The organism is Paenibacillus sp. FSL R7-0652, assembly GCF_038595045.1.
Classification (GTDB): Bacteria; Bacillota; Bacilli; order Paenibacillales; family Paenibacillaceae; genus Paenibacillus.
On sequence record NZ_CP152001.1, the window covers coordinates 4,128,011 to 4,141,969 of the forward strand.

The window sequence follows — 13,959 nt, forward strand, 5'->3', positions numbered from 1 at the left end:
CAATGTAAACTATACAAGCTAAACTAAAAATGGGTGCAAACAATTAGTTCAACTTATAGGTTTTTTGATCTAACCATATCATCCCCAAACTTGCGGGAGTTATGTAATGCAGGGAACCCGATATAACAGAATGATTCTTTTACAACCTGTTCAATCAATTTGCAAGCTACGTTTCGGATGTATGAGAATCTTTATCCACGATGTGCTTCCGTTTCTTTTTTTCCTTATGTTTACGGCGCTGCTGTTGAAGAAGCTTAAACCACATGCGCCACCCGCCCTCAACCTGCAGCACACGTGTAAGAAGTCTCATCCCTGCAGCCAGAATCGCCATCATGCGAATCCGAAGTTTAAAATCCAGTTCCGTCCTGAATTCCATTTCTTCCGACCATACAGGAAGAACTTCAAGATCAGGCACTGTTTTGAAGCGCATCTGATAAGTCAAGAAACCAACAATCATTGATTTGACGCTCCACAACCAGCCTGACAGCATGGCCGTATATGCAGCATCTCCCACCCCAACCGCCGTAGACCAGAACAGATTCGTAATATACACCCGTTTGAGTGTCTGCCTGACCCAAATTTTAAGGGCCTCCGTCGCTTTAAGCATAACTTTGACATCCTTGGCCCAGCCTTTTACTTTTCGTTTGTTCACCTGCTGACTCCCGAGTACTTCTCCTCTGGAATGATTCATGGACTGTTCTGTTCTAAGCAGGAAGCCCTCTCTCATATTCCGGAAAACAATGCTCGGAATCTCGTAGTTCATCCGCACGAGACCATACAGCAGCCGAACATGAATATTCGCATAGTCATCGCTCTTATGTTTGCGAAACAGAACATGCACATGAACATTTGAGATGAGGACTGCGGCAATCAGCAGTGCGATGAACAAACCGATTCCTCCAAGCCAGATCCACACAGGCCTTACCTCCAAGCCCTCAATTCTTTTCATGCATAGTATGGCATTTTTCACTGGAAAAAATTCACGTTTGCATTGAAATTCACCATTTTTTGCCGAACATCACTTGACGGGTATGATGCTTGATCAATCCACTTTGCAAATAATATACAAAAAATAAAGGGACAAAGCAGATTTATATCCACTTCGTCCCTCTATGTTCTTACTAATCAACGTTAATTAGGAGGATGAATTCGAAGAATCATCCTGCGAATCTGCCGCACGATCTTGTTCTAGAGACCCGGCATTATCTTCGTATCCAAGCTCATGCTGCCCGCCTTGATCTCCAAAGTTCGTCTGCTGTATATCCAGCTTGTTGAATAACAGCTGCGTTTCTTCCTCCAAATTTTCGGAGTCTTCAAACAACCCCGGTTCCGGAAGGTCCTTGATCGAGGCCAGTCCGAAATAATCGAGGAATGACTTTGTCGTTCCGTACAAGATTGGACGTCCGATCGCCTCCGCTCTACCCACTTCAACAATGAGATCCTTGTTCACGAGTGTATGGATAGCGCGCTCAGATTTTACACCACGTATCTCCTCAATTTCCACACGTGTAATGGGCTGACGGTAAGCTACAATCGCCAAAGTCTCCAATGCCGCTTGAGATAACGACGTGCGTGCAGGAGAATAGGCAAGCTTCTCAAAATACGATGCATGTTCTGGCAGCGTGCCAAGCTGCACGACACCTGCTATCTTCAGAATCTGTACACCACGCCCCTGCCGGGAGAAATCAGTGATCATCTCCTCGATGGCATCCGTGACCAGTTCCACCCGCTGGTCGACAATCTCGGCAATCTGTTTGACACTCAGGCCTTCTTCTCCGGACAAAAACAGCAGGCCCTCAATAATCGACTTCAATTTCGGAAAATCCATGATTCGTTGTTTCCCCTCTCCACTCCATAACGATATCCTCAAACAACCGCTCCTGATAACAAACAATTTGCTTCATCTTCATCAGCTCCAGTACCGCGAGAAACGTCACTACGATCTCATGCCGATAAATCTGATCATCCATAAGCTTGGAAAATAATAATCGCCCTCCAGGTCCTACCCGCTCCAAGGCACCGACAACTTCACGTATACGGTCCTTGACCGAGATTTCGTCCCTTTTGATCCGGGTAACTGTTGTGCGCTTCTCAGCCTTGCGCAATGCTTTCTGAAACGCCGCGATGAGATCAGAAGTATGCAGACCCTGCACCGGGTTCGACTGCTCCTCTACAGGCATATAAGGGCGCAAATCCTCGGGTTCTTTGGAAAAAATAAGGCTTCTCTCCCATTCCCGTTCATGGAGATGCCGCGCAATTCCTTTATATTTGCGATATTCGATAAGACGTGCTATCAGTTCGGCACGCGGATCATAATCTTCTTCTTCCATATAACCATAATCCTCGAAGTCCTCGATTACCGGTGGTTTAGGCAGTAAAAGTTTGCTCTTGATGGACAGCAGCGTTGCTGCCATCACCAGAAATTCACTTGTAATATCCAGTTCCAGCTCCTGCATGGAATGCAGATACGCCATATATTGATCGGTAATATCGCTGATGGGAATATCCTGGATGTCGATCTCAGCCTTGTCAATCAGATGAAGCAGCAGATCCAAAGGCCCTTCAAAAGTCTCCAGTTTGTATGTAACTACCGTCACTAGACGAATCCTCCCGCCAGAAAAATAAAAAACCCTGCCAGCCGTTCGAACCCGGTCTCCCGATTTCGTCTGCGCAAAGCAGGGCACTACTATTAAATAAGCACTATTTTAGCTGTTTCGTCAAGTTCGCCATTTCGATAGCAGCTGATGCAGCATCCCAACCTTTGTTGCCTGCCTTCGTTCCAGCACGCTCAATCGCCTGTTCAATGTTCTCTGTAGTAACGAGTCCAAAGATGGTAGGCACGCCTGTTTTCAGGTTAATCGCTGCTACCCCTTTCGCCATCTCGTTGCAGACATAATCATAATGCGTCGTGGAGCCGCGAATGACCGTTCCGAGTGTGATGACCGCATCATATTTGCCGCTTTCGGCCATTTTCTGCGCGATGAGCGGAATTTCGAATGCACCCGGCACCCAGGCTACATCGACTTCATTGTCCTGCACGCCGTGACGTTTGAAAGCATCCAGTGCCCCGCTGAGCAGTTTGCTGGTAATAAATTCGTTAAAACGTCCAACAACTACGCCATATTTTAATCCTTCTGATACCAAATGTCCTTCAAAATAGTTAGGCATTATCGTCATCTCCCTGTTGATATAATAGGTTCATGGGTACTGAATTACCCTGTTCATTTTGTAATATTTACATATTGGTAAACTACGTTTATTCGTTATTGCTGTTCGTTCTGCTCGATGTCATCAAACTTAAGCATGTGTCCCAATTTTGCCTGCTTCGTATGAAGATAAGCCGTGTTGTCCTCGTTCTCCTTCATCTGAATCGACACACGCTCCACGACTTCAAGCCCATATCCTTCCAACCCTTTAATCTTACGCGGATTATTCGTTAACAAACGAATCTGCCGAACGCCGAGATCCTTCAGAATCTGCGCGCCGATACCGTAATCCCGCAGATCGGCAGCAAACCCAAGCTTCAGATTGGCATCCACTGTGTCCAGACCTTCCTCTTGGAGCTTGTATGCTTTGAGTTTGTTGATCAGACCGATTCCCCGGCCTTCCTGTCTCATATAAAGCAGCACACCATTGCCTTCTTCATGAATCTGTTTTAGAGCCGCATCAAATTGTGGACCGCAGTCACAGCGATGAGAATGGAACACATCTCCCGTCAGACACTCCGAGTGAACACGTACAAGTACGGGTTTGGAACCGTCAATTTCGCCTTTCACCAGCGCCACATGTTCTTTGTTGTCTACTGCATTTGTGTATGCCACCGCCTGAAATTCGCCGAAATCCGTCGGCATACGCACGGACACTTCACGCTGCACCAGCTGTTCCTTCTCATTCCGGTAACGAATCATGTCCTGTATGCTGATCAATTTCAGATCGTGCTTACGCGCAATCTCCTGCAGATCCGGAAGTCTCGCCATCGTACCGTCTTCCTTGATCACTTCGCAGATCACGCCTGCTGGATATGATCCGCACATGATTGCAAGGTCAACGGCAGCTTCGGTATGACCGGCACGGCGGAGCACGCCTCCATCTTTGGCAATCAGCGGGAACATGTGACCCGGCTTGCGGAAATCGCTGCTCTTGGCATTGGGATCAATCAAACCTTTGACCGTAATTGAACGCTCATGAGCCGAGATCCCCGTCGTTGTCTCCATATGGTCTACCGAGACGGTGAACGCAGTCCCATGGAAATCTGTATTTTGCTGCACCATCGGTTTCAGATTCAGTTCGTCTGCACGCTGCTGCGTAATCGGTACACACACCAGTCCTCGGCCTTCGGTAATCATGAAATTGATCACCTCAGGTGAGGCCTTCTCCGCCAAAGCGATAAAATCGCCCTCGTTCTCCCGGTCCTCATCATCAACTACGATAACTGGTTTACCTCTCATCAGATCGTAGATGGCTTCTTCAATTGAATCCAAGACGGATGGTTCCGATTGTTCTGACATTGGCGCACCTCCTGTTTTTCGTTTTTTGTACACTCATTGGTCAGGCAAAACCGTGATTCGAAAGAAATTCCTCACTGATGCTTCGCGGTTTGCTTGTATTCGTTTCCGCATGACCTCTGCCATACTGCAGCAGGTGATCGACGTATTTCCCTAAAATGTCACATTCAATATTGACGGTATCTCCCGTCTTTTTAATGTTCAGTACGGTCTCACCAATGGTATGAGGGATAATCGAAACAGTGAATGAACGCTGCGTTGTCTCTACAACCGTCAGGCTGATGCCGTCCAGCGTTACAGATCCTTTCGGAATCAGAAACTTGAACAGCTCACTGTCATCCGGTTTGATTTCAAATACAACCGCATTCTGATCTCGTGTGATGCTCCCTATTACGCCAGTCCCATCCACATGTCCCTGAACAATATGACCGCCGAATCGCCCCCCGGACAGCATTGCTCGTTCCAGATTCACCTTACTGCCGGATTGAAGTTGACTGAGATTCGTATGACGGTACGTTTCGGGCATGACATCTGCTGTAAACCCGCCAGCCTCCAGCGTTGTTGCCGTTAGACATACTCCGTTAACCGCCACACTGTCACCAATCTTTAAATCGTCCATAATGACTGCAGCACTGATGTTCAGCACCAGGGCTTCACCTTTACGGCCAATGCGCCGGATCTGACCCACTTCTTCCACCAAACCCGTAAACATACTGCCGCCTCCCTATCCAAAACGATGTATACAATAAGTCTTCTTTATTAATATGATGCTGCATCCTCGAGTTGTCCCGTCCAGTCGATTATTCCGGCCAAACAGGAATTCCGCCAATGCTGATATTATCTCCAACTTGCTCGATTTCCAGCTGATGCAATTGTATGGCCTGGCTCATACGCTCTACACCTTCAAAACGGAAGCTGCCAGGAGTATCATATCCGCCCACAATCTTCGGAGCGATAAACATAAGCAGCCGATCCACAAGCCGCGCCTCCAGCATTGCACCGTTTAATGTACCGCCGCCTTCCAGCAGAATGGAGCCAATCTCCCGTTCTCCCAACTTACTCAGTCCATGAAGCAAGTCGACACGCGGCCCTGGTCCGCAGCGAATAACTTCTACCCCGTAAGCTTCAAGACGCTCTGCGGCTTCCTGGCTGGCCTCATCTGTCGTAAGCACCCAAGTTGGTGCAAGTCCATCCTTGACCATTTTGGAACCTACGGGCAGACGCAGCTTGGAATCCACAACAATTCTTACCGGGCTGATACCCTCGACCTGCAGACGAGTTGTCAGCTCTGGATTATCCGCGATAACCGTATCTACCCCCACCATGATGCCTTGATGACGGTGGCGGAGCGCATGTACGATCTCACGTGCCGGCTCGTTGGAGATCCATTTGCTGTCCCCGCTGCGTGTAGCAATTTTGCCATCCAGCGTAGATGCTGTTTTGAGAGTGACAAAAGGCAGGCCTGTTGTAATAAACTTGATAAACTTTTCATTCATGCGTCTGCCGCGTTCGCGCAAGACACCCACTTCAACCTCGATACCTTGTTGTCGAAGCATACTGATGCCTGTGCCAGACACCTGTGGATTCGGATCTTCACAACAGACCACCACCCGTTTGACCTTCTCGTGTATCAATCGTTCGCTGCAGGGTGGCGTTTTGCCATAGTGACTGCAGGGTTCAAGTGTTACGTATACTGTACTGCCTTCTGCATCACTTCCTGCCATATTAAGGGCATGCACTTCCGCATGCCCTGTGCCTCTCTTCAGATGGCTGCCCAGGCCAACCACTCTTCCATCCTTAACTACGACACATCCCACGACAGGATTAATTCCAGTCTGTCCTTGTGACCGTTCTGCCATATCCAGTGCTAACGCCATATAAAATTCATCATTGATCATTTCCATATATTGTTCACCCCACGGTTATAATCTTGAACTAAAAAATCCCCACCGAACATTCCGTTCCGGGTGGGGATGATGAGAGACAACTGTCATCTACAGGAGGAAACGTGTACAACATACCGCCGCTTGACCCAAACTGCATTTTCAGGCAAGTGAAAACAAACACATACCTTGTTGAATACAAAATTCAGGTAAAGAGTTCTATAAGACGATAGTATGTTCAGAAAAACTTGTTAGAGACAAGCCTTCCCCGCGCAGCGTCACGTCTATTGCTGACGGCTGTGCAGCATCACTCCTGCGGAGTGCAGCCTGCTAGGCATACACTCTCTCCTTCTCCCATCCAGACTATACTGTCGGTTCTGGAATTACACCAGATCAGCCATCTGCCGAGGCAGACAGGTCACGGACTTTGCCATGTAATGGAACTGTAATCCATAACATGATGCATCACCGCCGGTAGGGAATTACACCCTGCCCTGAAGGATCGCTTTCGTTATTAATTGGATGTTAGCACTTTAGTGCCAAAAAATCAATTTATTTTTGTTTCTTTTTGTCACATACTAACTTTTAATAAGCATAAAACAGCAAAATCCGCGTCTCAAGCGAGACCCGGACTTCTATAATTCCCTACAAGCACACTTACAAGTCTGGAAAACACCAGCTTGCCATGTGCCTCAAATCCTTTGCAGCGTGGAACGGAACACTCTCAGGTTTGGGCTGGGAAGCAGCAGGAGCTGGCATATCCCGGGCTACTCTTCTAACCCAACTGGTCGAGTCCATGCCGATGGCCGAGCACTGCCAGCGCTCATCCGGCCTTGGACGAACAGTCAGAATAAGGTCTTCTTTTCCCGGCATATCGGTGAATACGCCATCCAGATATTCGACAATGGCACGTTTGTCCTTCACTTCGTGACAGTATACAGTAACCCAAGAGCCACTAAGTGCTTTTACTGCATATACGTCTCCAGGCTGCACTTCACCTGTACCAGCATCGGGAGATTTTTTCGGCACCTTCGCTTTGGCACGCACACTTCGTCTGCTCTCGAACGCGCCAACAACGGTGTCAATCGCTGGAGGATTGGGTTCGGGTTTGTCCTCAAGTGATACATCGCTGCAGTCGAAGCCACTGAAAATTCGGGACAGATTATCCTCGTTTATTCCGATAGATGAATCCCACCATGCCAGTGGAGCTTGAACCTCAACGCGGGTATTGGGCCTCTTGTCGCGTTCGGCATACGAAGTGAAAGCCGTAATCATGCCGGGCTGCTCTGGCGTGTCCAGAATGCCGACCAGCGCCAGCGTTTCAAGCAGGTCGCGGTAAACATATACCTTTTTGGTAGGCAGAAGTTGTTCTTTTTTGAGCGCATCCGCAGCCTTGCTGTAACGGGTCTTAGGCGGCAAATTGCGCAGCACCGTTAACACGGCGCGCAGCGTCCAGCGATCATATTCATTCGGTACAGGAAGCTCTTCCGAAGCGGCCATCTCTCTTAGAGCAAGTACATGTCCAAATATGTCTCCATCCAGCGGTGTGCCGTTTGTCATCCGCCAGTACCACTGAAGCGATGTGTCTACTCCGTCATTCACATCCAAACCACAGATCTGGCACTTATGACTGGAAGGATACGGTCTATATTCATGATCAGGTATGCTGGCTGCGATCAGTTTTCCTGTAAGAAGTGAACGCCAGATCATTGGCGCTGACCATAGAGAAGCCACAAAAGCCTGAGCAGTCTCCTGAAGTGTCCAACGCTCAGACAATGTTCTCAGTTCTCGGATCGTCTCCTCATGCTGCGGTCTTACAAAGTGATTAGGCTCATGACCAGCAGACTCTAGTGCCTGTAATTGTTCCGTCGATACGTCCTCTGGCACATTGTGTCTTGAAGCACGCAGCTCCTTGTCCCAAATCGTGCTCTCACTATAAATGTTTTGAAGTAATTTAAGCTGCTGTACAACATCTAAAGTCAAAGTAACAACATCCTTTCACAGTAGTTCTGAAAACATGTAAGCTCAGTATATCCAGTAGGCTGTCAAACCTCATGTATTCGGTTTCAACAATATGTTCCTAGCTAGAATAACCTACGTTCAACTCATCCCGCCAGTTCCTTTAAGCTTATTTTTGATAACACATCGCAAGGCAATTATGCAAAAAAGTCGTACAATGCACAAAACCCCTGGTACTTCCGTAATAGGAATGTACCAGGGGTTAACTTGATGCGGTTGACCAGTTTCAGTTGAAATTAAACTTCTACTACTTCAACAGTTTCCATTTTGTCGCGGCCTTCAAATGCATCAACAAACTCCATACCTTTGCTTACTTTACCAAACACGGTATGCTGTCCATCCAGATGCGGCTGCGGTTGGTAGCAGATGTAGAACTGGCTTCCGCCCGTATTGCGGCCTGCGTGTGCCATTGCGAGCGTTCCACGCTCATGTTTGTTCGGGTTAATCTCACAGTTAATTGTGTAACCAGGACCACCGGTACCTGTTCCGCTAGGGCATCCGCCTTGAGCTACGAAGCCCGGGATAACACGGTGGAACACCAGACCGTTGTAGAAACCGGAGTTTGCCAGCTTTTCAAAATTTGCTACTGTGTTCGGAGCTTCTTGATCGAACAGGTCAATCAATACTTCTCCGCCGTTTGCCAATTTAATTTTTGCTTGTTTCGCCATATGTAAATGACTCCTTTCAATTTTGAGCAGGGTTAATTGTGACGCAGCACTTAACTTGAGGTCAAGCATTACAGCACTTTTCTTAGTTTACACCGAAAAGAGCCGAATCGCAAAAGAAAGAACAGCTTTTTTTGATTTTCTGTTCTTTTTGGTTGGATACCTACATGCCGTACAGATACGCAATAGGCACAGCAAAGGACGGAAAGGATATGCCCCTCCGTCCTCTACAATCAGTAAAATCGAGTCTTGCTATTCCGTGACTCAGCTTGATGAATTAACGAGTAACCGGTTGTTTGCCAATACGTGCTGGAACGAGGTCATTTTGAATAATGTCCTGGTAGGACTCGCGGCGTACGACAACATCTCCTTGGCCATCTTTGACAAATACAACCGCTGGACGACGAATCCGGTTGTAATTGCTCGCCATAGAGTAGTTATATGCGCCTGTGCAGGCTACAGCAAGCAGGTCTCCACTTTCCACTTTAGGCAGGTCCAGATCCCAGATCAACATGTCCCCGCTCTCGCAGCATTTTCCAGCGACAGAGACCGTCTCTACTGCCGCTTCATTTGCACGGTTGGCCAGTACAGCTTCATACTTGGACTCATACAGTGCTGGACGTGGATTATCCGTCATACCACCATCTACCGCTACATATTTACGCACGCCTGGAATGTCTTTGCTTGTGCCAACCGTATACAATGTTGTACCGGCCTCACCCACGATACTGCGGCCTGGCTCAACCCAGATTTCAGGTACAGCATAACCGATTTGGGCAAAATGGTTTTTCACCGCATCCGTAATCGCCTTCACGTACTGTGCAACCTCAAGCGGTGTATCTCCGTCGATATAACGGATTCCGAATCCTCCGCCAAGGTTCACCACTTTGAACGCCACGTTCAGACGCTCATATACACTTGCTGCAAACTCTGCGACCCGCTGTACCGCCATCTGGAACCCTTCAACCTCAAAGATTTGGGAACCAATGTGAGAATGCACACCAAGCAATACCAGGTTGGATTGTTTGGATGCAAGTTCAATCGCTTCAAATGCTGTACCGTTGCCGATATCAAAACCGAACTTGGAGTCCGTTTGTCCTGTCGAAATATATTCATGCGTATGCGCCTCAACCCCTGGCGTTACACGCAGGAGGATGTTTACTTTACGATTTTTGTCCGCTGCGACAGCTTGGAGCAGGTGCAGCTCGTTAAAGTTGTCTACTACGAAGCATCCAATTTCAGCGTCAAGCGCCATTTCGATTTCTTCGAGCGTTTTATTGTTGCCGTGGAAATGAATGCGTTCAGCCGGGAAACCCGCCTGCAGTGCCGTGAACAGTTCTCCATCGGATACAACATCCAGGGAAAGACCTTCCTCTGCTGCAAGTGCACACATCGCCATAACACAGAATGCTTTGCTCGCATACGCAACCTGGAAACCCAAGCCTGAAGCGCGGAATGCTTCCATGTACTCCCTGCAGCGCTCACGAACCAGCTGCTCGTCCACAACGTAGAGCGGAGTTCCGAATTGTTCTTTCATATCCGTAACGTCTACTCCACCAATTTCCAGATGACCCTGCTCATTTATTCTACTTGTACCGTGTAAATACATCGTCTGCATTCCTCACTTTTTGTATACTGGAACAGTTACTATTCCATTGATTTTACACCAGTATATCAAATTAAGACGGGAGATGAATGGATTTTTCGGCACATCATTTGTGTTTTTTACTTTTTTGCAATTCGCCATCCGGATCATCCGACATCTTCGTGTTGTCACGCGTTTTGTTGAACGATGGACGTTTCTTGCTAACAAGCAATGGAACTCTGAACAAAAAGCTGCCAAATGCCTTTGCATTAAACGGTATAAATGGCCACAGGTAGGACGAGTTGTATGAACGATGAATCGTCATCGCTATAATGAGAAGTGTTGTTCCAACCACCAAGCCTGGCACTTTAAATATTGCAACCGCAATAAGCAGCAGCAGCCTGACCAGTCGATTCGCAAGCCCTAACTCGTAACTCGGTGTGGCAAACATTCCAATCGCCGCAATGGCCATATAGAGCACAACTTCATTGACAAAATAACCTGTCTTTACCGCAATATCTCCAACCAGAATTGCCGCGATCAAACCCATGGCCGAAGCGAGCGGTGTCGGTGTATGCACGGCTGCCATCCGTAATAGATCTACACCCAGTTCGATGAGGAGAAACTGCACGATAATCGGTAATTTCACATTTTCCTGAGGACCAATAAAATCAAGTCCGATCGGTTTAAGGGAAGGTTCAATGACCATAAGCATCCACAGCGGGAGTAGAAACAGAGAGATCAGAATACCTGCAAAACGTACCCATCGCAGATAGGTTCCCATAAGAGCGGTTTGTCTGTTCTCCTCTGCATGCTCACATAGATCAAAAAAGGTTGTGGGCAGGATCATCACGCTGGGGGATGTATCTACAAAAATAACGACGCGACCTTCCAGCAGGTGGGAAGCCGTAACGTCAGGACGTTCCGAATACCGAACCAGCGGGAACGGATTCCATCCTTTGTTGATAATCGCCTCTTCCAGCTGCTTGTCGGCAGCCGGTATGCCGTCGATATCAATCCGCAGTATTTTTTCGCGTACCGAATCAACCTGCACCTTATCAACAATATCATCAATATATACAACACATACATCGGTTTGTGTTCTCCGCCCTACCTGCATGATTTCAAATTTCAGTCCAGGGTCACGTATTCTGCGGCGCACCAGCGTTACATTGGTCAGCAGCGTTTCAGTAAAGCCATCCCGTGATCCGCGAACCACACGTTCAAGCGACGGCTCCTCAGGCGATCGGACCGGATAACTCCGGGTATCCATAATGAGAACAGAGCGATCTCCTTCCACAAACATAGCGCTCATCCCGGTTAGTACCTTGTTGATGACAGCGCTCATCCTTTCTACCCGTTCCACCTGGATATGGGGGATATAACATTCAAAATAGGACTTCAGTGCGTGCTCCGATATCTGATCGGGCGAAAGGTAGGTTAACCTTTTTAACACTTCAAGCAAAATCTCATCTTTGGCAAAACCCGTGAGCAGCAGCAATCCAACATGTTTGCCGCCCAGTACCATCTCCCTCATGTCCACATCAAAGGATTCACCTAGACCGAGCACCTGCTTGAGTGTATTTTTGTTTTCACTCATGCGCGGGGAGATGTCATCGTTCTGCTGCCAATACTGCACAGATTCCTCAATGCTGTCGGACATCTCGTTTTGTTTTTTTTTCTGATATGCTCTCTTCTCTTCTTCCTTCTGGATCTCGTAAGCCGACTTATGCATCATGTCTTCCGTAATACCGCCTTCATGGTCAAGACCCGTGCGCTCCGTATGTTCGTCCATGTCCATCCTCCTTTAACCTGTCGTGCCGCTTTACCGCTGGTATATTAAAAAGTCGAACAACGAACCTGTCATTTTGCCCAGGATCATCGCGAGCAGCAGTCCAAACAAGTACGACCTCATCCCCAGCCTTTTCGCCAGTACGGGCAGCACATTTAACACTTCTGTCAGCGCTGCAGCCAGCAGACCGATAAATACACCGCAGAACAGTCCCACAATGGGACTTAACAGCATGACCCCATGCATCTTCCAATGCCAGAAATCCGCTACCGTTCCCAGTAACGAACCTCCGATGAGCGCCCCCTCGTACCAATGAGTTTTATCATAGGATTGCGTCACTTGGGCCAGCCTTGGAATCATGTCCAGCACCAGAATAAGCGCTATGACACCACTCCCCACTGCAATGCCACCTGCAATGCCAAGCACAATGCTGATCGCTCCGTTAAGCACGCTCATCGTTGTTCAGCTCCCTGCGATGCTGCTCATGCATACGTTCGGTCTCTTCGATGACGACAAACTGGTCTACATTTTGCTGATACAGGAACATCTCCACCTCAAGCGGTGTAGGTTCTTCATTCCATTTTTTCTTAAACAGATGATTGAAAAAAACGGCCATACCAAAGCCAATGCCGAGAGAATAGGCGAGCTGAAACAGGTACGGATGCTCATCCCGTTCTCCCGTCAGCATCTCCACGATACGAATCTGAACCTCCTGCATGTTTACGTCGGCATGAAAATTCATAATGGTCAGAGCCGAGCCAAAAAACAGCAGCAGCCATACCAAAATAAACAGCGATTTCGAAGGCCGGCCATTACCTGCCATCACTTCAACTAATGTATGTCCCGATCCCATCAGCTCTACGTTCACATCCGGCAGCAGCTGCCGTATTTGGGGAATAATCTGTAGAATGTCAATGAGAATCAGGTTGCCGTCCTCCGGTCCGGGGCGCAGCAGTTCCAGCTCCAGCAGCCTGTCCTCCTCTTCCTCGGATGAGGCCAGTACATGGGCAATACTCCGCAGTTTAACCGCTCGCCCTCTCTGAATGCGGATGCGACTGCGCATGCGAACGTAGACCGTTGGAGTGGGTGTCTGGGACATCCAAAGCACTCCTTTACTGCGTAATTTAGATTAGTATTTGAAGAATGTGCAAATTTATTACATTTAAGTTGGAAAGAGTGATGAGGGGGCGCCAGACGCTCCCGGGATGGATCGGTGCCGGACGCTGGTTATCCCCGGATTTCTCGTTCTCTCCTTTTCAAGGAGGAAATCCCGGGATAAACGCGCTCGCTTCGCTCCTTTTACCGATTCCATCCCTCCGCTGGCCTGCTTCCCTGCTGCTCCCTAAAATTACTGTACGTGCAGGAAACCGCGGAACAATTCTCGAAAGTTATTTTTATGAAGCTTTTTTGAAAGTGAGGTCCCGGATGATGAGTAAACGTCCCGCATGCTCCATGCAAAGTCTTGATCTATAAACAACGACGGTTGTTTGCATGGAGCTGAGGTAATAAC

The 13,959-nt window shown here is 48.1% G+C and carries 14 protein-coding genes and 1 riboswitch; of the genes, 1 reads left to right on the top strand and 13 read right to left on the bottom strand.

Annotated features, from left to right (window positions below; translation table 11 throughout):
* Nucleotides 1-166 precede the first annotated feature (166 nt).
* The 13 genes from MKY97_RS18275 to MKY97_RS18335 all read right to left on the bottom strand — a co-directional run bounded on the left by MKY97_RS18275 (nucleotide 167) and on the right by MKY97_RS18335 (nucleotide 13,548).
* Complete coding sequence (locus MKY97_RS18275) at nucleotides 167-916, bottom strand: DUF2953 domain-containing protein (RefSeq protein ID WP_342551743.1); 750 nt, start codon at nucleotides 914-916, stop codon at nucleotides 167-169.
* Between the two features lie 219 nt (nucleotides 917-1,135).
* On the bottom strand, nucleotides 1,136-1,828 hold the full coding sequence (gene scpB, locus MKY97_RS18280; RefSeq protein ID WP_342551744.1) for an SMC-Scp complex subunit ScpB: 693 nt from the start codon (nucleotides 1,826-1,828) through the stop codon (nucleotides 1,136-1,138).
* A complete protein-coding gene (locus MKY97_RS18285) occupies nucleotides 1,797-2,597 on the bottom strand; it encodes a segregation/condensation protein A (protein WP_342551745.1) in 801 nt (266 codons plus the stop codon). Before MKY97_RS18285 ends, scpB begins: the two co-directional genes overlap by 32 nt.
* A gap of 103 nt (nucleotides 2,598-2,700) precedes the next feature.
* Complete coding sequence (gene ribE, locus MKY97_RS18290; RefSeq protein ID WP_342551746.1) at nucleotides 2,701-3,168, bottom strand: 6,7-dimethyl-8-ribityllumazine synthase; 468 nt, start codon at nucleotides 3,166-3,168, stop codon at nucleotides 2,701-2,703.
* A 95-nt stretch (nucleotides 3,169-3,263) separates the two neighbouring features.
* Complete coding sequence (locus tag MKY97_RS18295) at nucleotides 3,264-4,508, bottom strand: bifunctional 3,4-dihydroxy-2-butanone-4-phosphate synthase/GTP cyclohydrolase II (protein ID WP_342551747.1); 1,245 nt, start codon at nucleotides 4,506-4,508, stop codon at nucleotides 3,264-3,266.
* A 40-nt stretch (nucleotides 4,509-4,548) separates the two neighbouring features.
* Nucleotides 4,549-5,217, bottom strand: a complete 669-nt coding sequence (ribE, locus tag MKY97_RS18300; protein ID WP_342551748.1) for a riboflavin synthase — start codon at nucleotides 5,215-5,217, stop codon at nucleotides 4,549-4,551.
* 88 nt (nucleotides 5,218-5,305) lie between these two features.
* The gene (ribD, locus tag MKY97_RS18305; RefSeq protein WP_342551749.1) at nucleotides 5,306-6,409 is read right to left on the bottom strand and encodes a bifunctional diaminohydroxyphosphoribosylaminopyrimidine deaminase/5-amino-6-(5-phosphoribosylamino)uracil reductase RibD; all 1,104 of its coding nucleotides are present in this window, start codon (nucleotides 6,407-6,409) and stop codon (nucleotides 5,306-5,308) included.
* A 321-nt stretch (nucleotides 6,410-6,730) separates the two neighbouring features.
* Nucleotides 6,731-6,894, bottom strand: a riboswitch (FMN riboswitch).
* A 151-nt stretch (nucleotides 6,895-7,045) separates the two neighbouring features.
* On the bottom strand, nucleotides 7,046-8,371 hold the full coding sequence (locus tag MKY97_RS18310) for a hypothetical protein (protein WP_342551750.1): 1,326 nt from the start codon (nucleotides 8,369-8,371) through the stop codon (nucleotides 7,046-7,048).
* Between the two features lie 272 nt (nucleotides 8,372-8,643).
* Nucleotides 8,644-9,075: a peptidylprolyl isomerase gene (locus MKY97_RS18315; RefSeq protein WP_145331782.1), complete on the bottom strand. Its 432-nt coding sequence runs from the start codon at nucleotides 9,073-9,075 to the stop codon at nucleotides 8,644-8,646.
* 274 nt (nucleotides 9,076-9,349) lie between these two features.
* Nucleotides 9,350-10,681 (bottom strand): diaminopimelate decarboxylase, encoded by a 1,332-nt coding sequence (gene lysA / locus MKY97_RS18320; protein WP_342551751.1) that lies wholly within the window; start codon nucleotides 10,679-10,681, stop codon nucleotides 9,350-9,352.
* Between the two features lie 103 nt (nucleotides 10,682-10,784).
* Complete coding sequence (locus tag MKY97_RS18325) at nucleotides 10,785-12,395, bottom strand: spore germination protein (RefSeq protein WP_342556381.1); 1,611 nt, start codon at nucleotides 12,393-12,395, stop codon at nucleotides 10,785-10,787.
* An 87-nt stretch (nucleotides 12,396-12,482) separates the two neighbouring features.
* Nucleotides 12,483-12,905: a stage V sporulation protein AB gene (locus MKY97_RS18330; RefSeq protein ID WP_342551752.1), complete on the bottom strand. Its 423-nt coding sequence runs from the start codon at nucleotides 12,903-12,905 to the stop codon at nucleotides 12,483-12,485.
* Nucleotides 12,892-13,548 carry a stage V sporulation protein AA gene (locus tag MKY97_RS18335; RefSeq protein ID WP_342551753.1) on the bottom strand — a complete coding sequence of 219 codons (657 nt, stop codon included), beginning with the start codon at nucleotides 13,546-13,548 and terminating at the stop codon, nucleotides 12,892-12,894. The genes MKY97_RS18330 and MKY97_RS18335 overlap by 14 nt, the downstream gene beginning before the upstream one ends.
* 80 nt (nucleotides 13,549-13,628) lie before the next feature.
* Between MKY97_RS18335 and MKY97_RS18340 the strand changes: the two genes are divergently transcribed.
* A complete protein-coding gene (locus MKY97_RS18340) occupies nucleotides 13,629-13,922 on the top strand; it encodes a hypothetical protein (RefSeq protein WP_342551754.1) in 294 nt (97 codons plus the stop codon).
* Nucleotides 13,923-13,959 lie beyond the last annotated feature (37 nt).

Bases quoted from the DNA above. Each gene is read 5' to 3' on its own strand.
- scpB (WP_342551744.1), bottom strand. From the start codon at position 1,828: ATGGATTTTCCGAAATTGAAGTCGATTATTGAGGGCCTGCTGTTTTTG.
- ribE (WP_342551746.1), bottom strand. From the start codon at position 3,168: ATGCCTAACTATTTTGAAGGACATTTGGTATCAGAAGGATTAAAATAT.
- MKY97_RS18295 (WP_342551747.1), bottom strand. From the start codon at position 4,508: ATGTCAGAACAATCGGAACCATCCGTCTTGGATTCAATTGAAGAAGCC.
- ribE (WP_342551748.1), bottom strand. From the start codon at position 5,217: ATGTTTACGGGTTTGGTGGAAGAAGTGGGTCAGATCCGGCGCATTGGC.
- ribD (WP_342551749.1), bottom strand. From the start codon at position 6,409: ATGGAAATGATCAATGATGAATTTTATATGGCGTTAGCACTGGATATG.
- MKY97_RS18315 (WP_145331782.1), bottom strand. From the start codon at position 9,075: ATGGCGAAACAAGCAAAAATTAAATTGGCAAACGGCGGAGAAGTATTG.
- lysA (WP_342551751.1), bottom strand. From the start codon at position 10,681: ATGTATTTACACGGTACAAGTAGAATAAATGAGCAGGGTCATCTGGAA.
- MKY97_RS18325 (WP_342556381.1), bottom strand. From the start codon at position 12,395: ATGATGCATAAGTCGGCTTACGAGATCCAGAAGGAAGAAGAGAAGAGA.
- MKY97_RS18330 (WP_342551752.1), bottom strand. From the start codon at position 12,905: ATGAGCGTGCTTAACGGAGCGATCAGCATTGTGCTTGGCATTGCAGGT.
- MKY97_RS18335 (WP_342551753.1), bottom strand. From the start codon at position 13,548: ATGTCCCAGACACCCACTCCAACGGTCTACGTTCGCATGCGCAGTCGC.
- MKY97_RS18340 (WP_342551754.1), top strand. From the start codon at position 13,629: ATGAGGGGGCGCCAGACGCTCCCGGGATGGATCGGTGCCGGACGCTGG.